We start from the raw sequence: 22,087 nt of genomic DNA, 5'->3' as shown, positions 1-22,087 counted from the left end.
CGCAAACGCTTGTCACTTCGGCACAGGCAGGTAATCTTGTCCCACAGCCGCAGCCACTGCCTCGTACGGAATCGCCCATGACCCTAGAAGTCCCTGCGCATCGCCTCTCCGCCTCGGGCAAGCCCGCGGGCCGTATCCGCCAGAAGAACGAACAGGCCATTATCCAGGCCGCCGAAGATGAATTCGCCCGCCATGGTTTCAAGGGCACCAGCATGAACACCATCGCGCTCAAGGCGGGGTTGCCCAAGGCCAACCTGCATTACTACTTCACCAACAAGCTGGGCCTGTACATCGCCGTGCTCAGCAATATCATCGAGTTGTGGGACAGCACCTTCAACGCCTTGAGCGTCGATGACGACCCCGGTGAAGCCCTGAGCCAGTACATCCGTACCAAGATGGAGTTCTCCCGGCGCAACCCGCAAGCTTCGCGCATTTTCGCCATGGAAGTGATCAGCGGTGGCACCTGCCTGACCGAATACTTCAGCGCCGATTACCGCGAATGGTTCCGCGGCCGTGCTGCGGTCTTCCAGGCCTGGATCGAAGCAGGCAAAATGGACCCGGTCGACCCGGTGCACCTGATCTTCCTGCTCTGGGGCAGCACCCAGCACTATGCAGACTTCGCCACCCAGATTTGCCAGGTGACTGGCCGCAGCCGCCTGACCAAGCAGGACATGGAAGACGCGAGCAACAACCTTATCCACATCATTTTGAAGGGCTGCGGCATCAAGCCGGCTGCCTGACCGTCCTTTATGCCTTCTACCCTGCTCGACCTCTGCGAATACCGCGAGGAAATCCGCAAAAGCCGCTTCATCACCCTCGCCGGGCCAATCAGCAGTGCCGCCGAAGCGATGAGTTTCATCGAACGTCATAGCGACCTGGCCGCAACCCACAACTGCTGGGCCTGGAAACTCGGCGCGCAGTACCGCAGCAGCGACGATGGCGAACCCGGCGGCACCGCTGGGCGGCCGATCCTGGCGGCCATCGAAGCGCAGGACTGCGACCAGGTGGTGGTGCTGGTGATCCGCTGGTACGGCGGCATCCAGCTGGGTACCGGCGGCCTGGCCAGGGCCTATGGCGGCGGCGCCAACAAGTGCCTGCAACAGGCGCCCAAGCGCCTGCTGGTACAGCGCAGCAATTTCAGCTGCAGCTGCAGTTTCAGCGAGCTGGCGCTGGTGAAGCTGCGCCTGGCCGAGGTTGACGGCCTGGTCCTGGATGAACAGTTCACCGCCAATGGCGTTAACCTGCTGATTGCCCTCGGTGACGCCCACCTGGCGCCATTGCAACAGCAACTGGCGGATTTGAGCCGCGGACGTATTTTGCTCGAAGCACGCTGAACATTGCCCACAACAACTGTGGGCCTGCCTGTGGATAAGCTTGGGGCATTCTCTTGCAGGCTAGTGATTTCAAGGCCTTCAGGGCTTTGATCATATTTTGATCACGATTTGATGACCGCCGTAAACTGCTGAATGCGCGCGACTTATCCCCAGCGAGCCTCCCATCCAAGCCGCACCCCGCTTGCTCACCTTGCACACAATAACTGTGGACCAGCTTGTGGATAACCCGTGCGCCAACAGGCGAAGCGCCCGGCCCCGCAAGGCCCGGACATAACTGATCATTTTTTGACCACAAGCAAACCAGGCACGCGTATCCGCCGTGACGTATGCTCAATTCCTTTCTCCTACACCGATAAAGGAATGTTCCTATGGCCAATTCAAGAACTGCCCTCATCATCGGCGCCTCGCGCGGGCTTGGCCTGGGCTTGGTACAACGCCTGCACGAAGACGGTTGGCACATCACTGCCACCGTCCGTAACCCGCAGCAGCCCGGCGCCCTGGCGAACGTGCCCGGCGTGCGTATCGAGCAGCTGGAAATGAACGACACCGTTCAGCTCGACAGCCTGAAGCAACGCCTGCAAGGCCAGGTGTTCGACCTGATATTCGTCAACGCCGGGGTCATGGGCCCCTTGCCGCAAGACCTGGAGGCCGTAAGCAACAGCGACATTGGCGATCTGTTCATGACCAATGCCGTAGCGCCGATACGCGTGGCTCGCCGCCTGGTGGGTCAAATACGTGAAGGCAGTGGTGTGCTGGCCTTCATGAGCTCGATCCTGGGAAGCGTTACCATCCCCGACGGTGGCGAAATCTGCCTGTACAAGGCCAGCAAGGCGGCACTGAACTCGATGATCAACAGCTTCTTCGTTGAGCAGCAGCGCCCGGACCTGTGCGTGCTGGCCATGCACCCAGGCTGGGTGAAAACCGACATGGGTGGCGAAAACGCCGATATCGATGTGCTCACCAGCACCCGAGGCATGATCGAACAGATCAAGGCCCAAAGCGGCAACGGCGGCCTGCGTTTCATCAACTACAAGGGCGAACCCTTGGTCTGGTGATTCACCAGGTCGCAGCCCGGCTGGGCGCATTGCCCGGCCGGCCCCTGTAGAATGGCCGCAACCGTACCTGATTGAGATGAACCACTATGTATGACTGGTTGAACGCCCTGCCCAAGGCCGAACTGCACCTGCACCTGGAAGGCTCACTGGAGCCCGAGTTGCTGTTCGCCCTGGCCGAGCGCAACAAGATCGCCTTGCCCTGGGCCGATGTGGAAACCTTGCGCGGTGCCTATGCCTTCAACAACCTGCAGGAGTTCCTCGACCTGTACTACCAGGGCGCCGACGTGCTGCGCACCGAGCAGGACTTCTATGACCTGACCTGGGCCTACCTGCAACGCTGCAAAGCCCAGAACGTGATCCACACTGAACCCTTCTTCGACCCACAGACCCATACCGACCGTGGCATTGCTTTCGAAGTGGTGCTCAACGGCATCAGCCAGGCGCTCAAGGATGGTCGCGAACAACTGGGCATCAGCAGCGGCCTGATCCTCAGCTTCCTGCGCCACCTCAGCGAGGATGAAGCGCAAAAGACCCTCGATCAGGCCTTGCCGTTCCGCGATGCCTTCATTGCCGTTGGCCTGGACAGCTCGGAGATGGGCCACCCGCCAAGCAAGTTCAAGCGTGTGTTCGACCGCGCCCGCAGCGAAGGCTTCGTCGCCGTTGCCCACGCTGGCGAAGAAGGCCCACCCGAGTACATCTGGGAAGCCCTCGACCTGCTGAAGATCAAACGTATCGACCATGGCGTACGTGCCATTGAGGACGAGCGCCTGATGCAGCGCATCATCGACGAGCAGATCCCGCTCACGGTGTGCCCGCTGTCCAACACCAAGCTCTGCGTGTTCGAGCACATGAGCCAGCACAACATCCTCGACATGCTCGAGCGTGGTGTGAAAGTCACGGTCAACTCGGACGACCCGGCCTACTTCGGTGGCTATGTCACGGAGAACTTCCACGCCCTGCACACCCACTTGGGCATGACCGAGGACCAGGCACGTCGCCTGGCGCAGAACAGCCTGGATGCACGGCTGGTCTGAGTAGCATGAAGACGTTGCGCTCAACCGACCTGCAACGTCGCCACGCGGGCGATGCGATTGATCTGCTGGATACCCAGCGCCGAAATATGCAATGCCCGCGTGTCCTCTAACTCGCGCATCCAGCCAGATTGCAGGAACAACCTGAACAAGGCCTGGCCAAGTACGCCCCCCAGGTGAGGGCCCTGGTCATTCCACTCGGTGCAGCGGCAGATCACGCAACCTCGTTGCTGGTGTGGCGCCAAGGCATCGATGTATACCCCGACCAAGGCCAACTGCGCCCGCCCCTCGTCACTGACCATCAACTGCCGACCGCTGCCTTCCAGCCAGCCGGCCACCACCATGCGATGATATAGCTCACTGGCCAACTCCCCACCCAGATGATCGCCACAACGGCGCGCCCGGCGCATCGACATGGGCAGTGACGATACTGGCGCTTCGGCACGCTCTCCCCTGGCGCTTTCCAGCTGCACGCTGGCCAAGGCTTCTACCGCCGCTCCGACCTGCGGGGTTGCCAGGCAAAAGTAGCGTTTGCGGCCCCTGGCTTCATGCTTGAGCAAGCCGGCCGACGACAGCAACGAAAGGTGTGCGCAGGCGGACGATGAAGTCAGGCCAGTCATTATCGCGAGTTCATTGGCCAATCTAGGTGTGCCATCGATCAATGCCCACAACATGGCACTGCGCTTGGGATCGGCCATCAGGCTGGCGATCTGGCTGATACTGCTGGCTGCGTTCATGTCCTTGTAACTCCCTGCAATTTCACGGTGGGGATGCGATGGCCAACCCTGCCAGGGAAGCGCCTCTCGCTGGCACTGGCCTGGTTCGCCAGTATAAGCCGCAGAAAAACGCCGGTCAGACGACCACGTGCCACCCTACCCAAGATGAAAAACCACTGGGTATATCTACCCATGGCAAGCAGCAAAGCGGCTTCGAAAAACTCCTCGGCACCAAGTCAGCCAAGGCACCGGTACGCCCACACCGCCACGCTGAAACATCTTGATGAAAACAAACTTGCAGCCATTTCAGATGTGGCCCACAGCAACCTTCCACAAATAGCGCAAAACAAAGCGAAGGTTCTGGGGCTTTACAGGCATTGGGCCCAAAGCAGGAAACACCGCCAGGGAAATGCACACACTTACCGTCAGTCAGGACGCTGAAGCCGTGTCATGGCAGGCTGGCGGGCCAGCGCTACACTTGATCGGCTCCCCTTCCTGGAGGTATGCCGCGATGAAAATTATCGTAAGTGCGTCGAGCCGAAACCCCGCCTGCCCCTGGCAAGTCCAGCTCGATCAGCATGTGGTCAGTTTCCGCAGCGAGGCTGAGGCGCGCGCCTTCGTCGCCACGCTGGAAACCCGGCTGCAGGCACCTCACCCGCTCATGCGGGAGCCTTGGCCTGCAAACGCCGGGTCAACAGCGCAACACTGACCACCAGCGCCCCGCACAGGCTGATCACGATTGCCATGGGCACCGCACTGCCATCATGCAGCAGCCCGACCAGCGCCGCAGCACCCGCAGCTACGCTGAACTGCACACAGCCCATCAGTGCCGAGGCGCTGCCGGCACGCGCGCCCTGTCCACTCATGGCGCAGGCCGAAGCATTGGGAATGATGCAACCAAGGCTGGCGATACAGATGAACAGCGGCACCAGTAGCGGCCACAGTTGCGCAGGGCGCAACGCCGCCACGCCCAGCAGCACCAGGCCCGCAACCAGATACAGCCACACCGCACGGCCCAGCAGGAAGGCCGGCCCGCGTTTGGCCAGCAGGCGGGCGTTCACCTGCGCCACCAGAATAAAACCTGCGGCGTTGGTGCCGAACAGCCAGCCGTAGTGCTCAGCGGGCACGCCATACAGTTTGATGAACACGAAAGGTGAACCGGCGATATAGGCGAACATGCCGGCAATGGCGATACCGCCGGTCAGGGCATGTCCGAGGAAAACCCGATCAGCCAGCAGCCGCAGGTACTGGCGCAAGGCGCCAGACAGCGGCTGACGCGGTATATGCTCAGGCAGGCTTTCCGGCAGGCCCAGGCTTACCGCCAACAGGCAGCCGGCACTGAACAAGCTCAGAGCGAGAAAGATCGACTGCCAGCCGGCCAGATTCACCAGCACCCCACCCAGCATCGGTGCCAGGATCGGCGCGAGGCCCATGACCAGCATCAGTTGCGAAAACACTTTGGCTGACGCTACCGGATCGCACTTGTCGCTGACGATGGCCCGCGAAAGCACCATACCGGCACAACCACCCAGTGCCTGGATGAAACGCGCCACCACCAAGGTATCGAGGTTGGGGGCGTAGGCACAGGCCAGTGATGCCAAGGTGAACAGCGTAACGCCGAACATCAGCGGTTTGCGGCGGCCAAAACGGTCGGCAACCGGCCCATAGGCCAGCTGCCCGATAGACAGGCCCAGGAAGTAGGCGGCCAACGTGGCCTGGACGTGTTTTTCATCGGTGGCGAACGCTTGCGCCATGGCCGGGAAGGCTGGCAGGTAGAAGTCGATCGCCAAGGGCCCAAACGCACTGAGTGCGCCCAGGATGAGCACCATTCGCAGGTTCATCAGGAATCCATAGCAGGCTAAGCAAGTGGCTGATTCTACCTGCTGTGGACCCTATCGATGTGAAAACATTTGCAACACTGTTACCCCCGGCGGGAGCAATCAGGTCTTCAGGCGAGTTCGGCCTGATACCCCTCATCCCGAATCGCAGTGAGAATCTGCTCCTGCGCCAACTCGCTCTGCACACGCACCTGTTTGCCCGCCAGATCAACTTCCACCCTGGCTGCAGCATCCTGCTCCTGCACCGCGCGGGTCACGGCTTTCACACAATGGCCGCAGGTCATGCCTTGTACATTGAACACTTGCATAGGGGTTGCCTCCTTCAGGTTTTCCACAAGTCTCAAGCTTGCCATCAGGGCAAGGTCAAGCCCTCCCTGCAACACCCGGGGTGGAAATCCGCGTCCGCGTCGGCCAAGCTGCGCCTTTGACGATCAGGCAAGCAGGAGATTTTTCATGTTCAGGGCAGCATTGGGCGTCGTCGGGCTATTGGGCGCGCTGGCTGTGGTGCCACCGGCCTTCGCCGAGGGCAACTCAGCCTACAGCGTACTGATCATTTCCCGGGAGCGCCTGGAAGTGGCCACCAATTGCGAAATCGGCGTGTACCTCAACGACCAGCTTTCCGGGCGCGTTTTCCAGGAGCAGTCCACCTCGTTCAACCTGCCGCCTGGCCCGGTGGATGTGCGCCTGCGCCTGCTACCTGGGCAAATGCCGGGTTGCGCAGCAGGTATAGAGGACCAGCGCAGCACGCGGTTGAATCTGCAGGCGGGCCAGATCAACAAATACCGCATCGCCATGGGGCAATATGGGCTGGAGTTGAAACGAGCCGACCTGGGCTATTGACCTTGCCTGCGTGGCAAGGTTGATGCTGGAGGCCTGTCCAAGGAGGAGAGCCATGCCCGCATCCACCACATACGACCTGCCGATCTCCGGCATGACCTGCGCCAGCTGTGCTGGCCGGGTCGAGCGCGCCCTGCGCAAGGTCGCCGGCGCTGAACAGGTCAGCGTAAACCTCACCACTGAAAAAGCCCGGGTTGTAGCCCCGCCTGCCAGCCTGCCAGCGTTGGTCGAAGCCGTGCGCGAGGCCGGCTACGGGGTACCAACCCGCACCCTCGAACTGCAGATAGGCGGTATGACCTGCGCCAGTTGTGTCGGCCGCGTAGAGCGCGCCCTGGGCAAAGTGCCGGGGGTCGGGCAGGTCAGCGTCAACTTGGCCAGCGAACGCGCACACCTCGAAGTGCTTGCGGCCCTGGATGACAACCTGCTGATCGACGCTGTGCAAAAAGCAGGCTACAGCGCCAGCCTGCCACAATCGACCAAGGACGACCAAAGCGCTGTCCAGCGACGCCTGCGCAACGAGCGCCTGGCAGTTGGTGCAGCCTTGCTGTTGGCCCTGCCGCTGGTATTACCCATGCTGGTACAACCGTTCGGCTTGCACTGGATGCTACCCGCCTGGGCGCAGTTCCTGCTGGCCACCCCCGTGCAGTTCATTCTCGGTGCCCGCTTCTACATTGCAGCCTGGAAGGCCGTGCGCGCCGGTGCCGGCAACATGGACCTGCTGGTAGCCCTGGGCACCAGCGCTGGCTATGGCCTGAGCCTGTACCAATGGGCACAGGCTCCCGCCGGCATGGCCCCGCACCTGTACTTCGAAGCCTCGGCCGTGGTGATTGCCCTGGTATTGCTGGGCAAGTACCTGGAAAGCCGCGCCAAGCGCCAGACCGCCAGTGCCATCCGCGCCCTCGAAGCCCTGCGCCCGGAACGCGCCGTGCGTGTGGTCGACGGCCTGGAGGAGGACGTGGCGATCGCCCAGTTGCGCTTGGGCGACCTGGTACTGGTCAAGCCCGGCGAGCGCTTCCCGGTCGACGGCGTGGTCGAAGACGGCAGCAGCCACGCCGATGAGGCCCTGATCAGCGGCGAGAGCCTGCCAGTGCCCAAGCAACCCGGCGACAGCGTCACCGGTGGCGCCATCAATGGCGAAGGCCGGCTGCTGGTGCGTACCCAGGCGCTGGGCACCGAGACCGTGCTGGCGCGCATCATCCGCCTGGTGGAAGACGCACAGGCCGCCAAAGCGCCGATCCAGAAGCTGGTCGACCGTGTCAGCCAGGTGTTCGTCCCCGCTGTGCTGGTACTGGCCCTGATCACCCTGATTGGCTGGTGGCTGGCGGGGACACCGCTGGAAACCGCGCTGATCAACGCCGTCGCCGTGCTGGTCATTGCCTGTCCCTGCGCCCTCGGCCTGGCCACGCCCGCCGCGATCATGGCCGGCACCGGGGTCGCCGCCCGCCACGGCATCCTGATCAAGGATGCCGAAGCCCTGGAGCGTGCCCATGCGGTCAACCGCGTAGTGTTCGACAAAACCGGCACCCTCACCTCCGGCAGCCCGCGGGTGGTTCACAGCCAGGCGCTGGACGGCAACAGCACCGACCTGCACCGCCTGGCCGGCGCCCTGCAACGCGGGAGTGAACACCCGCTGGCCAAGGCGGTGCTGGTGGCCTGTGCAGAGCAAGGGCTGGACGTGCCAACCGTTGCCGACAGCCAGTCGCTGACCGGGCGCGGCATTGCCGGTCGCGTTGAAGGCCGTGAACTGGCGCTGGGCAACCGCCGACTGCTTGACGAAAGCGGCCTGCAGCCCGGCGAATTGGCCGCCCAGGCCCAGGCCTGGGAAGCCGAAGGACGCACACTGTCGTGGTTGATCGAACGCGGTACGCAAGCAAGAGTGGTGGGCCTGTTCGCCTTTGGTGACAGCCTCAAGCCCGGCGCCGCGCAGGCCATCGCCACCCTGCACGCCCAACACATCAGCAGCCACCTGCTGACCGGTGACAACCGTGGCAGCGCCAGAGTGGTTGCCGAGGCCCTGGGCATCGACGATGTGCATGCCGAAGTGCTACCGGCCGACAAGGCCGCAACCGTGACCGCGCTCAGGCAGGATGGTGTGGTCGCCATGGTTGGCGATGGCATCAACGATGCACCGGCGTTGGCCGCGGCCGACATCGGCATTGCCATGGGTGGCGGTACCGACGTGGCCATGCAGGCCGCCGGCATCACCCTGATGCGTGGCGACCCGCGCCTGGTGCCCGCCGCGCTGGAAATCAGCCGCAAGACCTACGCGAAGATCCGCCAGAACCTGTTCTGGGCATTCATCTACAACCTGATCGGCATCCCGCTGGCCGCGCTGGGTTACCTCAACCCGGTACTGGCGGGTGCCGCCATGGCCATGTCCAGCGTCAGCGTCGTCAGCAACGCACTGTGGCTCAAAACGTGGAAACCCACCAGCAGTACCCAGGAGGCGCCATGAATATCGGTCAGGCCGCCCGCCGCAGCGGGCTCAGCACCAAGATGATCCGATACTACGAATCCATCGGCCTGCTCAAACCGGCCACACGCAGCGACAGCGGCTACCGGCTGTACCAGGCGGAGGACTTGCACAACCTGGCCTTCATCAAACGCTCCCGCGATCTGGGCTTTTCCCTTGAGGAGGTCGGCAAGTTACTGACCTTGTGGCAGGACCGCCAACGTGCGAGCGCCGATGTGAAGGCGCTGGCCATGCAGCACATCGATGAACTGAACCGGCGCATCGAGGAACTGGTGAGCCTGCGCGACACCCTCGGCGAACTGGTTTCGCATTGCCAGGGCGACGACCGCCCGGACTGCCCGATCCTCAAAGACCTGGCCAATGGCGCTCCTGGCAACTGCTGTCACTGAACTGCCACGAGCTTTTGGTATGCCATAAATGTCCAAACACGACCGAATAGTCACCAACCACGACTTTATCCAATAAATACAGGCGTTTTGGCTTCATTAAACCCGGATGCTGCCGATGTAGTTGCTACCTGCCTCGTGTGTCAAAAATAAAAGTTCCGGGAGCGTCGATGAACATCAAACAGAAACTGACCTGGGCATTCGCGGTCATCGCCGGCTTGCCCATCGTTCTCGTGGCCACCTTGGTGGTCATCAACCTGCGCGGCGAAGCCCGCGATGGATTCCTCGACAGCAGCAGCCGGGAAATCCGCCAGGTCAGCAACGCGATGAACATCTTCTTCCAGGGGATCAACCAGAACGTCGAGTACATGGCTTCCCAGCCAATGGTCGCCGCCACGGGTAGCGAGCTGAACAAATACATGAGCGCAACCCCGTCCTACGAACTGGGCGAGCAGGCCAGCAAAATACTCGACTTCATGACCCGCCTGGCCAACTCACATCCCGCCTACGCCTACCTGTCCTACGGGGTGAGTGACGGCGGCTACACTGGGTGGCCGGCCGGCCAGAAGTTTGTCAATTATGACCCACGCACGCGCCCCTGGTACCAACTTGCCATGGCCAACCCTGGCAAGACGTTGCGCACCGGCGCCTACTACTGGGCCGCCGACGATGCGGTGCTGGTCAGCACCGTGCGCACCGTGGCCAACCAGCTGGGCAACCCCGGCGGCGTGGTCAACATCGACGTGTCGCTCAAAGGCCTGACCGAGATCGTCAAGCAGATCAAACTGGGCGAAAGCGGCTACCTGATGCTGGTGGAAAGCAACGGCAACGTGATGGTCGACCCACGCGACGCCGCCCACAACTTCAAGCAGCTGGGAAGCTTTGGCGACGGTTACGCCAAGCTGGCCAAAGCCGGCAAAGGCCTGGTCGAGGTCGAACTCAATGGCGTGCACTACATGGCCAACGTCTACCCCGACCAGCAACTGGGCTGGACCTTCATCGGCCTGATCGAACAAAGCGAAGTGATGCAGACCACCACCCGGCTCACTTGGCTGATCGGCGTCATCGCTGTCGTGTTGGCCGCACTGTTCGCGGTGGTCGGTGCGGCCTTTGCCAAGCTGATCGTGCGCCCGATCAACAGTGTCACCAATGGCCTGGAAGACATTGCCCAAGGTGAGGGTGACCTGACCCGCAACCTGGAAATCCGCGGCCGCGACGAAACCGCCCAACTGGCCAGCTGGTTCAACCAGTTCCTCGGTGCCATTCGCAGCCTGATCCAGCATATCGGCGCTGCTGCCAGCAAGATCCTCAGCACGTCCAGCAGCTCGACCCGCGTCTCCAGCGACATGGCCGAGGCGGCCGGCCGCCAGCGCGAAGCCGTGGACATGGTTTCCACTGCTTTCCACGAAATGGTCGCCACCGCCAATGAAGTGGCACGCTCCTGCAGCCAGGCGGCGCAGTCGGCCGACAGCGGCCAGCAGCAGGCCCGCGAAGGCCAGCAGCAGATCGATGCGGCGGTACACAGCGTTGATCGCCTGAGCCAGGAAATCGAGCAATCGGCGCAGTCTATCCAGCAGCTGGAGCGTGACAGCAACGCCATTCAGTCGATCCTCGGCACCATCCGTTCGATTGCCGAACAAACCAACCTGCTGGCCCTCAACGCCGCCATCGAGGCGGCCCGTGCCGGTGAGCAGGGCCGTGGCTTTGCCGTGGTGGCCGACGAAGTGCGGGCGCTGGCCAAGCGTACTGCCGACTCCACCGCCGAAATCGACGGTTTGCTGGGCAACCTGGCCAGCCGTACCGCCGAAGTGGCCGAGCAGATGCACGCCAGCCTGGAAGTTTCGCAGCAGTCGGTGAGCCGTATTGGCCTGGCCCGCGACAGCTTCGGGCAGATCCGTGAGTCGGTGGACGTCATCCGCGACATGAATACCCAAATTGCTACGGCGGCCGAAGAACAGCATCAGGTGGCCGAGGACATCAACCGGCACATCAGCCAGATTCACGGGGATGCGCAGTTGGTGGCCGAGCTGGCCCAGGCAGCGCGCCAGGACTCCGAGAGCCTGGCCGGGCTGTCCAATGAGCTGGATACGCTGGTGCGCAGGTTCCGCACCTGATGTATCTGCCTGTGCCGGCCCTTTCGCGGCTAACCCCGCGAAAGGGCCGGCACAGGCCACCGAAAATCAGAGCTTCAATTCCCCCGGTGTCGCGCCAAACAGCTGCTTGAACGCCGCAATGTAGGCCGACGTGGAGTCATACCCACACCCCAGCGCCGCCTCGGTCACATTCTCCCCCGCCTCCAGCAACGCCAGCGAAGACAACAGCCGCATGCGCTGGCGCCAATTACGAAAGCTCAACCCGGTTTCCCGTTGAAACAGCCGCATCAGCGTCTTCTCCGAACACCCCAGCTCCCGCGCCCATTGCTGCAAGGTCTGCGACTGATCTGGTGCAGCGATCAAGCCATTGCACAGCGCCAGCAAACCAGGGTGGCGGGGCAACGGCAGCGAAAAACCGACTTCCGGCAAGGTGCGCAACTGGTCGAGCAGCACCGCCACCAGACGCGCCTCGGAGCTGTCGTCTTCTGGGTAATCCGCCGGGAACAGGCAGAACTGCTTGATCAGCTCGCGCGCCAGCGGCGTCACTTCCAGAACCCGGCATTGTTCCGGCGCCCATGGGCAGGCATCGCGGCGCACATACAGGCTGCGCATCTCGGCTTGCATCGAGGTGACCACTTCATGCTCGGCATCGGCAGGGATCCATACCCCCCACTGCGGAGGGGCAAAGTAACTGCCGTCGCGTGTGTACACGCCAAGTACGCCGCTGATGGCATAGGAGAACTGTACCCAGTCGTGCTGGTGGCGAGTGGTCCAGGAGCCGGCGCCAAGGCTTTCGGCACGGGCGTAGAGCGGTCTGGGCAGGTGTTCCAGCGCGGGGATGGCGCGGGGGTGTCCGATGATCGGCATGGTTTCTTCTTTTAGTTCTGACCAGACAAGCCTAACAGCTGGATCATGATCAAGGCACTCGCCGCCTCTGCAGTTACCCTGGAGGGGCTTCAGCGCTCGACGATAACGGTCACCCCCTGCCCGCCTGCCGCACAGATCGAAATCAGCCCGCGCCCCTTACCCGCCGTCGCCAGCAGCTTGGCCAGGCAGGCCAATATCCGCCCACCGGTTGCCGCAAACGGGTGCCCGGCCGCCAGCGAACTGCCCTTGACATTGAGTTTGCTGCGGTCGATCGCGCCAAGCGGCGCCTCCAGGCCCAACCGTTCACGGCAGTAATCGGCATCCTCCCAGGCCTTGAGCGTGCACAGCACCTGGGCAGCAAAGGCTTCGTGGATTTCGTAGTAGTCAAAGTCCTGAAGCGTCAGGCCATTGCGTGCCAGCAAGCGCGGCACGGCATACACCGGCGCCATCAATAACCCTTCGCGCCCCGTGACAAAATCCACCGCAGCGGTTTCGCCATCGACCAGATAGGCAAGCACCTGCAACCCCTGCTGCTGCGCCCACGCCTCGCTGCCCAACAGCACCAGCGAAGCACCATCGGTCAACGGCGTGGAATTACCCGCCGTCAATGTGCCTTGCCCGCTGCGGTCAAAGGCTGGTTTGAGCCTGGCCAACTGCTCAAGGCTCAGGTCGGGGCGCAGGTTGTTGTCCTGTGTCAGCGAAAGAAACGGCGTCAACAGGTCGTCCTGCCAACCCTCGGCATAGGCCGCAGCCAGCTTCTGGTGACTGAGCAGCGCCAGTTCGTCCTGCTCGGCGCGGCCAACGCGCCAGGTGTGGGCCATGCGTTCGCAATGCTCGCCCATCGACAACCCCGTACGCGGCTCGCTATTGCGTGGCAGCTCGGGTTTCAGGTGATGAGGCCGCAGCTTGAGAAAGGGCTTTAACCGATCGCCAAGGCTTTTGCCACGGTTGGCCTGCAGCATTATATGGCGCAAGCCTTCGTTGACGGCGATGGGCGCATCGGAGGTGCTATCGACACCGCCAGCAATACCGCAGTCGATCTGCCCCAGGGCAATCTTGTTGGCCACCAGCAGCGCAGCCTCCAGCCCGGTACCGCAGGCCTGCTGAATGTCATAGGCCGGGGTCTGCGGTGACAGGCGCGAACCCAACACGCACTCGCGGGTCAGGTTCATGTCGCGCGAGTGCTTGAGCACGGCACCGGCCACCACCTCGCCCAACCGCAGCCCGTGCAGGCAATAGCGTTCGATCAAGCCTTCAAGCGCGGCCGTGAGCATCGCCTGGTTGCTGGCCGTGGCGTAGGCGCCATTGGAGCGGGCGAAGGGGATCCGGTTGCCGCCCAGGATCGCGACCCGGCGAGTTGAACGCATGCGCTGGTTCCTCCTGAAACAATTTGATCGGTACAGCCTAGGTGTTTTTACCGCATTCGAACGACCCTGCCGCAAAGTTGGTCCACACTTTCAAGCTTGCCTTTCGGGAGACCCCTCATGAGCGATCGCTACCTCGGTTTTGCCAACTCCAATCTCGGCCGCCGCCTCGTGGATGCCATTGGCCTGCCACGCCCGGCGCCACTGGAGCGCTGGCAGGCTGGCCGCCTGCGCCCGGTAGAAGGTGCCCTGATACTGGGTGGCGGGCCACTGGCGAAGCAGGTCGAAGCCATCGCCCCGCGCCTCACTGACGAGGTATACAGCTTCAATGCCGACAACCTGCAGGCTGAAGCCTGGGTGGCCGGCCTGGGGCCGAAAATCAAGGCCGTGGTATTCGATGCCAGTCACTTGTCCGACAGCGATGCACTGAAGCAGTTGCGTGAATTTTTCCAGCCGCTGCTACGCAGTCTGGCCCCATGCGCCCATGTACTGGTGCTGGGCCGTGCACCGGAAGGCCTCGACAACCCACTGGCCAGCGTTGCACAGCGTGCCCTTGAGGGCTTCAGCCGCTCACTGGCCAAGGAACTGCGCAACGGCGCCACTGCCCAGCTGTTGTATGTCGCCCCCGGTGCCGAAGATCAGCTGGAAGGCGCCCTGCGCTTCTTCCTCTCGCCAAAGAGTGCCTTCATCTCTGGCCAGGTTCTGCGCCTGCAAGCCTGCACCAGCCAGGTGGAAGACTGGACCCGCCCACTGGGCGGTCGCCGTGCGCTGGTCACGGGGGCTGCGCGCGGTATCGGCGCCGCCATTGCGGAAACCTTGGCACGGGACGGCGCCGATGTACTGCTGCTGGATGTACCGCAGGCCAGCCAGGACCTAGACGCCCTCGCTGCACGCCTCGGCGGCAAGGCACTGCCACTGGATATATGCGCTGGCGATGCGGCAACGCAACTGCTCGCGGCCCTGCCCGACGGCATCGATATTGTGGTGCACAACGCCGGTATCACTCGCGACAAGACGCTGGCCAACATGACTCCGGAATACTGGGACGCCGTGCTGGCCGTGAACCTCAAGGCACCGCAGGTGCTCACCCAGGCGCTGTATGACAATGGCGCGCTGGGGGAAAACGCGCGCATCACCCTGCTGGCCTCGGTCAGCGGCATTGCCGGCAACCGCGGGCAGGCCAACTATGCCGCGAGCAAGGCCGGGCTGATTGGCCTGGCCCAGGCCTGGGCGCCACGGCTCGCCGAGCGCGGTGGCAGCATCAACGCCATCGCTCCCGGTTTCATCGAAACCCACATGACTGCAGCCATGCCCATGGGCCTGCGCGAGGCAGGGCGGCGCTTGAGTTCGTTGGGCCAGGGTGGGCGCCCGCAGGACGTCGCCGAAGCCATTGCGTGGCTCAGCCAGCCAGGCTCCGGGTCGGTCAACGGCCAGGTGTTGCGGGTGTGCGGTCAGGCACTGATGGGAGCTTGAGCATGAGCCGACAATGGCACGATCTGCACAACCCGGCCGCCCGCGCCAGCCTGTACCTGCGCGCAGCCAGCAAACGCACCATCAGCGGCGACCGGCTGCCGGACGATGGCCTGCGCTGTTTCATTCGGGTTCAGCCGGGCAACCTGGGGGCGTATCGAAGGCTTTGCCACTTTCCCGATGATGGTCGCCTGCCGGGGACTTATCCACATGTGATGGCGTTTGCCCTGCAATTGCAGTTGATGACTGCCGATGATTTCCCCTTTCCACTGCTTGGCCTGGTACACCTGCACAACCGCATCGAAGTGCTGCGCCCCCTTGGTGCTGTCGAAGGGCTACGTTTTGCGGTGCACGCGCACAACCTGCAGCGCCATGCCAAAGGTGGCACCTTCGACCTGGTCACCGAGGCTGAAGATGGCATCGGCCTGCTCTGGCGCGAGACCAGCCGCATGTTGGTGCGTGGCTTGACGCTGGAAGGCGAGGCAAGTGAGACCGCCGACACTGAGCCTGTTCCATTGCCCGAGGCCACCCGCTGGTATGCCGACAGTGATATCGGCCGGCGTTATGCCAAGGTGTGCGGGGATTACAACCCTATCCACCTCAGCGCGGTCAGTGCGCGGTTGTTCGGCTTCCCAAGGGCCATTGCCCATGGCATGTGGACCAAGGCCATGGCCTTGGCCGCGCTGCGCGGGCACCTGCCGCACAGTGGCTATGCCTTTGAGGTGGACTTCCGCAAGCCGGTAAGGTTGCCTTCGGAGGTGGTGCTCAGTGCCAGTGAAGCGGGCCCTTCGGGCCAACTGCGCCTGGATGGGCACGGGGGCGTGCTGCATATGGTCGGCCGTTGGGAGTGCCTGTAGGCCGGGCCTGTCCTGGCGGCATACGCTTGCTTTGCATCGGGCCTGGGCAGAAGCTATGCAGCAATAGGAGACCCCCGATGAACCTGCAAGAAATCACCCAACGCCTGCATCAGATCCGCGATACCAACGACTGGCGCGGCTTCCACAGCCCGAAGAACCTGGCCATGGCCGCCAGCGTCGAAATGGCCGAGCTGGTAGAAATCTTCCAGTGGCTGAGCGAGGACGAATCGCGCCAACTGCCTGCCGACAAACTGGCCCACGCCGGCCAGGAAATCGGTGACGTGGTGCTCTACCTGTTGCTGCTGTGCAGCGAACTGGGTCTGGACATGGACCAAGTGGTGCGTGCCAAGCTGGCCGACAGCGAGAGGCGCTTCGCCCGATGAACGATCGTCATTTCGATGAGCTGGCCACCCGCTTTGCCGAAAAGATCTATGGCGGCGCCAAGGGCGCGATCCGCCTGGCGGTGTTGCAGGCCGACCTGGCCGAAGCGCTACCCGACCGCCCGCTACGCATCCTCGACATCGGCGCCGGGTTGGGCCACATGGCCTTGTGGCTGGCCGAGCGCGGCCACCAGCTGACCCTGGCCGAACCCGCGGCGCCCATGCTCGACGGCGCCAGAGCGCGCTTTGCCGAAGCCGGCCAGACCGCCACTTTCATCCAGGCGCCCTGGCAAGACCTGCTCGGCCAACTGACCGAGCGCTACGACCTGGTGCTCTGCCACGCCGTACTCGAATGGCTGGCCGAACCCGAGAGCATCCTGCCGGTGCTGCACCAGCTCACGGCCCCCGGCGGTTGGTTATCGCTGGCCTTCTACAACCGCGACGCCCTGGTCTATCGCAACCTGCTCAAGGGCCATTTCCGCAAGTTGCGCAGCAACCGGCTGGAAGGTGAAAAGCAGAGCCTGACCCCACAGAAACCGCTTGATCCACGCGAACTCAAGGCGCAACTTGAGCCTATGTGGCAGGTTGAAAGCGAAAGCGGCGTGCGGGTGTTTCACGACTATATGCCCAAGGAATTCCAGGGCAAGGCCGAGCTGCTCGACCTGCTGGAAATGGAACTGGCCCACCGTCGCCACCCCAGCTTCGCCGGGCTTGGCCGCTACCTGCACTGGGTTTGCCGCCCCCGCTAATCCGCCGCGCCGGGAGGAACACATGCCGTACCGTTTGTTGTGCCTGGCCTTGCTGCCCATTGCCCTGGCTGGCTGCCAGGGCAGCAACCCGTATGTGGCCAGCAGCCGCCCGTTACCACCGGCCCCTGCCCAGGCGGCCACCACCTTCGACGCCAGTGCCTACCCAGCGCCCGTTCGCGATTACGGGCACTACCGCAGCTGGAGCTGGCGCAACGGGCAGTTGCCCAGCGGCGCTGTAGGTGCCGACCCGGCGCAACTGGCCGATGCGGTGAGCGGCGCGCTCGATCAGCATGGCCTGCGCCCCTCTCGCGCAGGCCCTGGCGATTTGCTGGTAAGCGCCGGTATACGCCTGGAAAAACGCTTGCGCCAGGTGCGTGACTACGACAGCTACGACCCCTACTACGGGCCGTACCCTTATGGTGGTGTGGGCTATGGCGGCTATCACCATGGTTATGGGGGCTATGCCAGCGTGCCCATCGTGCGTACCTACGAGGTCGAAGTCCTGGTGGTGCGCATCGACCTGTACGACGCCCGCAGCGGCCAGCCGGTCTGGAGCGCCAGCGCCGAAAGCAGCAGCAACAAGGACTCGCCCCGCGAGCGCGAAAGTGCCTTGCGCGATTCTGTGCACAAGGCGCTCAGCGGCTATCCTCCCAGTTAATAGCTAACGGAGAACCATCATGTTGCGCCGTCTCGTTCTACTGTCATTCGCGTTGTTGCTCGCTGCCTGCTCAAGCAACAACGTCCAGCAGGATTTCGATGCCAGCCGCGATTTTGCCGCCTACCGTAGCTGGGCATGGCAGGAGCCGGGCCTGCAGTACCGCCCGGATGACCCACGGATCAAGAGCGACCTTACCGAGCAGCGCATTCGCCAGGCGGTGGCAGACCAACTCGACCAGCGTGGCCTGCGTCCTGTACAAGGCGGAGCGCGGCCGGACCTGACCGTACGCACGTACCTGATCGTGGAACAGCGCCAACAACAGATCACCACCAACTACGGCGGTGGCTGGGGTGGCTACTGGGGCGGCTACTGGGGTGGCCCGATGTACAACGAAACCCGCAGTGTCGACTACAAGGTCGCCACCATTCAGGTCGACCTGTTCGATGGGCGTGACGGCAAGCTGGTATGGCGCGGCAGTGCCGAGCAGATCATGAACAACTACCCGCCAAGCCCAGAAGAACGTAACAGCGCTATCCAGAATACCGTGGCCAAGGTGCTGGGCAACTACCCACCGGGGAGCAAAAAATAGCGCTAGAACGCGGCTTTTGCATACGCCGTGGCACTGTGGGAGCGGGTGCACCCGCGCCCACAGAGATCGCGATTCCAAGTACGACTGCAACCCCTGCCAGGCCTGTGTCAACTGCGACAAAATCCGTTTCGACAGCGCCTTTTTCTATTGCCAACTGCACTCCCCCGCATGTTCCCGTCTATCTTCATTTAAGGAAACCTGACTGACCGGGTAGATGTGTTCAACATTTGGGAAGGGCGACCTGCCAATGCAAAGCATTGTTCTCCTGCTGTGGCTTGCCTTGTGCTCCGAACAGGATGTGCGTCAACGCCAGATCTCCAACGTGCTGACCCTGGGGGTGGCGAGCTGCGCCCTGGCCTGGTTGTTCAGCACTGGTCACAGCTGGATAGGCGCCGATGCCAGCGATGCCGGCTGGGCGCTGGCCATCGTCATGCTGCTGACCTTGCCAGGCTACATGCTCGGCCGCTTCGGTGCCGACGACGTCAAGCTGATGGGCGCCCTGGCCCTGGCCACCAGCCCGCAGTATGTGCTCGGAACCTTCATTGGCGCGGGCGTCAGTGTGCTGGTCTGGCTACTGACACGCCGGCGTCTGTGGACGCTGCTCAACCCCAAAGTGAAAAAACGTTTGCAGGAACTGACCGAGGAAATGGGTGATAAGCAGGCATTTGTCCCCTATGTGTTATCAGGTTTTCTTCTGACGGCCGTATGGATCCAATAAGCCTTCCAGTGGTCCGATGACTTGTACACACCTTGTACATTGTCGCCTGGTGCGACTACTTTTAAGCTGCCAGAGCGTCTGGCATGGGAGCAGGGCCGTATAAGAACAGGGAGTTGATCGTGTCCAGATCAGTGAGTGAAGTGAAGGTGTTGGTGGTTGATGACCAACCGGTCATTGTCGAGCAACTGAGTGAATTCCTCGAAACCAAGGGCTATGCCTGCGTTACAGCCCTCTCAACCGACGAAGCCATCGAGCACTATGTGGCAGACCCGACTATTGGCTTGCTCATCTGTGACCTGCACATGCCCGATCGGGATGGCATCGAGCTGGTACGCGCATTGAAGGAGATCAACGGTAGCCAGCGTATGTTCGAAGCCATCATGTTGACTGGGCGTGCCGAGAAGCAGGACTTGATCCGGGCGCTACGCGAAGGTTTCGCCGATTACTACCAGAAGCCAATGGACCTCGATGAACTGCTGGAAGGCGTCCGCCGGCAGGAAGAGGCCTTGCTGGAGCGCCAGCGCAACATTCGCGATCTGGGTGGCTTGAACCAGCGCTTGCAGGAACTGGCCGAGTCGGTGGACGAACTGTATCAGGACCTGGAAAAAGCCCGTGGCCAAGGTGCCCACCGGCGTGCCAGTGATGCAGAAGAAAGCGAAAGCGAGCTACCGGCAGCGTTCGAGAAACTGTCACCACGCCAGCTGGAAGTGGCGCGCCTGGTAGGCAAGGGCAAGACCAATTACCAGATCGCCTGCGAACTGGGCATTACCGAAAACACCGTGAAGCTCTATGTGTCTCAGGTATTGCGTTTGACGCATATGCACAACCGCACCCAACTGGCTCTTGCGCTGACCCCCAGCTCGTCGCCCGTGCACCAGCGGTTCACGACCCATTGAGTGAAGGCGCGGCCCACCATTTTGGAGCAGCCTTGCGCTGCGAAACGCTGCTCCGGCAAGCCCATATTTGCCTGCTACAACTGGATTGCCAGGTTCAATGTCAGCCGAGGCCCACGGTCCAGGCTATCCAGCGCCACATCCGCCAACGGCTTGGCCACCTCCAGCGCCACATTGAACATATGCCCAACCCCTAACCGCACACCCAGCGCCACCGAAGCCAGATGGGCGTCCTCCACCGGTCCCCGGTTATGCCAGGCCTGTGCGGTATCCACCACCGCATAGGGCTGAACCCGCGCAAGCCAGCTACTGCGCACGCTGTAGTTGAGCTCGTAAGCCACTCCCCAGCCCTTGTCACCGTCCGCCTGATCGCGCGGGTAACCGCGCCCGAAATTCTGCCCGCCAAACCCCGCACGCTCGCTGTCAGGCAATCGATCATCACTCCAGTACAACGCCCCGGACACCACCCCCTGCCAGTTATCCAACAGCCTGTCGCTCTGCAAACCGGAAAGCCGCAAGCGCAGGAAATCGAGATCGTAGTCAGCATCGCTGCGTGCTCCCAGGTAGTCCAGGCCCTGATAGACCCCGGCACTGACGATACGCAAACGCCCCTGCTCCACCTTGCGCCAGTCACCTTCGAATGCCAGCGCCCGCACATAGGTGTCGTACTTGCGAGACGGTGGCTGTTCGGCCATCCGGTCTTCACCATGCTCACTGACTGAATACACGTGGCCCTGCACCGCCAGCCACTCATTGGGCCTTACAACCACCGGCTGACGCAGGCCGATCGCATAGCGCTCACTGTCGTGCTTGCGGGTGATATCGCGGCCATCGTCCAAACGTATGCGCGTGCCGGGCTCGCTGCGGTAGCGCGACGCCGACAGCAGCAGTTGGCTTCCGGCGGCGTCCAGGTACTGGCTGTAATCGAGACGCTGGTAGTAGACCCGGTCATTGCCAGGGGGCAGCAGCCAGCTGGCCGTTACGCGTTCGCCATGGCGGGTCTGGGCATTGCTGGCTACGGTGATCAGGGCCTGTGCAGCATCACGGCTGGAGTCGGCCACGGTCACAGCGGCGCTGAGTGGCTTGCGCCGTGCATGCACGGTCAGCTGGGCGACACCATCGGCAGCCCGCGCCATTGCCAATTCGGCCTCTACCACGACCCCTGGCATGCGCGTAGCCAGGCCCAGATAGCGCTCCAGCGTTTCGCGGGTCAGTGGGCGCTCGGCCTCAATGCGCGCCAGCAACTGCTGCAAATACTCATTGGCCGATCCGATATCGCCGTCCACGTGGTAATCACGTACGTAACCTTCGACCAGCACCACATTGACCCTGCCATCGGCCACATCCTGAGGCGGCAGGTAGGCATACGACAACAAGTAGCCCTCCTGCCGGTAGCGTTGGGTCAGGCGCTGGGTGTATTGCTGCAATTCACCCAACGTGGTTTCGTGCCCGATCAGCGGCTGATAGTGTTCGCGCAGGTCGCCCAAGGGGAACACCGTGCCGCCCTCGAAGCGCACTTTATGCAGCACCAGCCGGGTGTTGGCCGGGGCCCAGCTGGGATTGTCGATAGCCGCCCCGGCCAGCCGTATGCGGGGGTTCACAGGGGAGTAGTCCGTCATCGGCAGGTTGGCGCTGGGCAGACGCCGCTCGTACTCATGGCTGTCGAGAAACCCCGGCAACGGGTCGGCATGGGCAGCAAGTGCCCAAAGCAGCAACATCAGGGGCACGACCAGAGGACGCATAGGGCACTCCATGTTCCCATGGGTTGCGGGGCACCAG

General features: G+C 62.7%; 23 protein-coding genes and 1 pseudogene. 18 read left to right on the top strand and 6 right to left on the bottom strand.

What is annotated here, in order from left to right; translation table 11 throughout:
• Nucleotides 1-77 precede the first annotated feature (77 nt).
• The 4 genes from AC3B5Q_RS02810 to AC3B5Q_RS02795 all read left to right on the top strand — a co-directional run bounded on the left by AC3B5Q_RS02810 (nt 78) and on the right by AC3B5Q_RS02795 (nt 3,423).
• On the top strand, nt 78-740 hold the full coding sequence (locus AC3B5Q_RS02810; RefSeq protein ID WP_003255279.1) for a TetR/AcrR family transcriptional regulator: 663 nt from the start codon (nt 78-80) through the stop codon (nt 738-740).
• A gap of 9 nt (nt 741-749) precedes the next feature.
• On the top strand, nt 750-1,334 hold the full coding sequence (locus AC3B5Q_RS02805) for an IMPACT family protein (RefSeq protein ID WP_021783988.1): 585 nt from the start codon (nt 750-752) through the stop codon (nt 1,332-1,334).
• A gap of 368 nt (nt 1,335-1,702) precedes the next feature.
• Entirely contained in the window at nt 1,703-2,389 is a 687-nt protein-coding gene (locus AC3B5Q_RS02800; RefSeq protein WP_021783987.1) for an SDR family oxidoreductase, read from the top strand.
• A gap of 86 nt (nt 2,390-2,475) precedes the next feature.
• Nucleotides 2,476-3,423 carry an adenosine deaminase gene (locus tag AC3B5Q_RS02795; protein WP_135192822.1) on the top strand — a complete coding sequence of 316 codons (948 nt, stop codon included), beginning with the start codon at nt 2,476-2,478 and terminating at the stop codon, nt 3,421-3,423.
• A gap of 20 nt (nt 3,424-3,443) precedes the next feature.
• Here the strand turns inward: AC3B5Q_RS02795 and AC3B5Q_RS02790 are convergent, their stop codons facing one another.
• Nucleotides 3,444-4,157, bottom strand: a complete 714-nt coding sequence (locus AC3B5Q_RS02790) for an ArsR/SmtB family transcription factor (protein ID WP_021783985.1) — start codon at nt 4,155-4,157, stop codon at nt 3,444-3,446.
• 490 nt (nt 4,158-4,647) lie between these two features.
• Here AC3B5Q_RS02790 and AC3B5Q_RS02785 point away from each other — a divergent pair, with 490 nt between their 5' ends.
• On the top strand, nt 4,648-4,845 hold the full coding sequence (locus AC3B5Q_RS02785; protein WP_003255284.1) for a hypothetical protein: 198 nt from the start codon (nt 4,648-4,650) through the stop codon (nt 4,843-4,845).
• Here AC3B5Q_RS02785 and AC3B5Q_RS02780 read toward each other — a convergent pair.
• Both AC3B5Q_RS02780 and AC3B5Q_RS02775 read right to left on the bottom strand, forming a co-directional pair.
• Entirely contained in the window at nt 4,796-5,977 is a 1,182-nt protein-coding gene (locus AC3B5Q_RS02780) for a multidrug effflux MFS transporter (RefSeq protein ID WP_003255285.1), read from the bottom strand. The genes AC3B5Q_RS02785 and AC3B5Q_RS02780 overlap by 50 nt on opposite strands.
• A 107-nt stretch (nt 5,978-6,084) precedes the next feature.
• Nucleotides 6,085-6,282, bottom strand: a complete 198-nt coding sequence (locus tag AC3B5Q_RS02775) for a heavy-metal-associated domain-containing protein (protein WP_014589568.1) — start codon at nt 6,280-6,282, stop codon at nt 6,085-6,087.
• A 145-nt stretch (nt 6,283-6,427) separates the two neighbouring features.
• On the opposite strand from AC3B5Q_RS02775, the gene AC3B5Q_RS02770 reads away from it, so the two are divergent.
• The 5 genes and pseudogenes from AC3B5Q_RS02770 (at nt 6,428) to AC3B5Q_RS02750 (ending at nt 11,784) form a co-directional block, all read left to right on the top strand.
• Nucleotides 6,428-6,814 (top strand): hypothetical protein, encoded by a 387-nt coding sequence (locus AC3B5Q_RS02770; RefSeq protein ID WP_021783984.1) that lies wholly within the window; start codon nt 6,428-6,430, stop codon nt 6,812-6,814.
• Between the two features lie 52 nt (nt 6,815-6,866).
• On the top strand, nt 6,867-9,266 hold the full coding sequence (locus AC3B5Q_RS02765) for a heavy metal translocating P-type ATPase (protein WP_103463359.1): 2,400 nt from the start codon (nt 6,867-6,869) through the stop codon (nt 9,264-9,266).
• Nucleotides 9,263-9,673, top strand: coding sequence for a Cu(I)-responsive transcriptional regulator (gene cueR, locus AC3B5Q_RS02760; RefSeq protein ID WP_021783982.1), 411 nt, complete (start codon nt 9,263-9,265; stop codon nt 9,671-9,673). Before AC3B5Q_RS02765 ends, cueR begins: the two co-directional genes overlap by 4 nt.
• Nucleotides 9,674-9,840: 167 nt before the next feature.
• Nucleotides 9,841-10,926 (top strand): annotated as a pseudogene (locus tag AC3B5Q_RS02755) (HAMP domain-containing protein); the annotation flags it as partial.
• Between the two features lie 90 nt (nt 10,927-11,016).
• Complete coding sequence (locus AC3B5Q_RS02750; protein ID WP_370626959.1) at nt 11,017-11,784, top strand: methyl-accepting chemotaxis protein; 768 nt, start codon at nt 11,017-11,019, stop codon at nt 11,782-11,784.
• Between the two features lie 66 nt (nt 11,785-11,850).
• On the opposite strand, the gene AC3B5Q_RS02745 is transcribed toward AC3B5Q_RS02750, so the two are convergent.
• Complete coding sequence (locus tag AC3B5Q_RS02745; RefSeq protein ID WP_410480409.1) at nt 11,851-12,630, bottom strand: AraC family transcriptional regulator; 780 nt, start codon at nt 12,628-12,630, stop codon at nt 11,851-11,853.
• An 89-nt stretch (nt 12,631-12,719) separates the two neighbouring features.
• Nucleotides 12,720-13,997, bottom strand: coding sequence for an acetyl-CoA C-acetyltransferase (locus AC3B5Q_RS02740; RefSeq protein ID WP_274102500.1), 1,278 nt, complete (start codon nt 13,995-13,997; stop codon nt 12,720-12,722).
• 117 nt (nt 13,998-14,114) lie between these two features.
• On the opposite strand from AC3B5Q_RS02740, the gene AC3B5Q_RS02735 reads away from it, so the two are divergent.
• From AC3B5Q_RS02735 to AC3B5Q_RS02700, 8 genes are all read left to right on the top strand, one after another.
• A complete protein-coding gene (locus AC3B5Q_RS02735) occupies nt 14,115-15,467 on the top strand; it encodes a 3-oxoacyl-ACP reductase (RefSeq protein ID WP_021783978.1) in 1,353 nt (450 codons plus the stop codon).
• Nucleotides 15,468-15,469: 2 nt separating this feature from the next.
• A complete protein-coding gene (locus AC3B5Q_RS02730; protein WP_021783977.1) occupies nt 15,470-16,321 on the top strand; it encodes a MaoC family dehydratase in 852 nt (283 codons plus the stop codon).
• A 77-nt stretch (nt 16,322-16,398) separates the two neighbouring features.
• Complete coding sequence (locus AC3B5Q_RS02725; RefSeq protein WP_021783976.1) at nt 16,399-16,704, top strand: MazG-like family protein; 306 nt, start codon at nt 16,399-16,401, stop codon at nt 16,702-16,704.
• Nucleotides 16,701-17,450, top strand: coding sequence for a methyltransferase domain-containing protein (locus tag AC3B5Q_RS02720; protein ID WP_021783975.1), 750 nt, complete (start codon nt 16,701-16,703; stop codon nt 17,448-17,450). The genes AC3B5Q_RS02725 and AC3B5Q_RS02720 overlap by 4 nt, the downstream gene beginning before the upstream one ends.
• 22 nt (nt 17,451-17,472) lie before the next feature.
• Entirely contained in the window at nt 17,473-18,108 is a 636-nt protein-coding gene (locus tag AC3B5Q_RS02715) for a DUF4136 domain-containing protein (RefSeq protein WP_021783974.1), read from the top strand.
• 19 nt (nt 18,109-18,127) lie between these two features.
• Entirely contained in the window at nt 18,128-18,697 is a 570-nt protein-coding gene (locus tag AC3B5Q_RS02710; protein WP_021783973.1) for a DUF4136 domain-containing protein, read from the top strand.
• Between the two features lie 247 nt (nt 18,698-18,944).
• On the top strand, nt 18,945-19,415 hold the full coding sequence (locus AC3B5Q_RS02705; protein WP_021783972.1) for an A24 family peptidase: 471 nt from the start codon (nt 18,945-18,947) through the stop codon (nt 19,413-19,415).
• Between the two features lie 119 nt (nt 19,416-19,534).
• Nucleotides 19,535-20,311 (top strand): response regulator transcription factor, encoded by a 777-nt coding sequence (locus AC3B5Q_RS02700; RefSeq protein WP_021783971.1) that lies wholly within the window; start codon nt 19,535-19,537, stop codon nt 20,309-20,311.
• Nucleotides 20,312-20,385: 74 nt separating this feature from the next.
• Here the strand turns inward: AC3B5Q_RS02700 and AC3B5Q_RS02695 are convergent, their stop codons facing one another.
• The gene (locus AC3B5Q_RS02695; protein WP_275966680.1) at nt 20,386-22,050 is read right to left on the bottom strand and encodes a ShlB/FhaC/HecB family hemolysin secretion/activation protein; all 1,665 of its coding nucleotides are present in this window, start codon (nt 22,048-22,050) and stop codon (nt 20,386-20,388) included.
• Nucleotides 22,051-22,087: the final 37 nt, after the last annotated feature.

Source organism: Pseudomonas sp. D5(2026) (genome assembly GCF_057766845.1).
The sequence above is the reverse complement of the archived record's forward strand: the minus strand, read 5'-3'. Positions and strand labels throughout refer to the sequence as shown.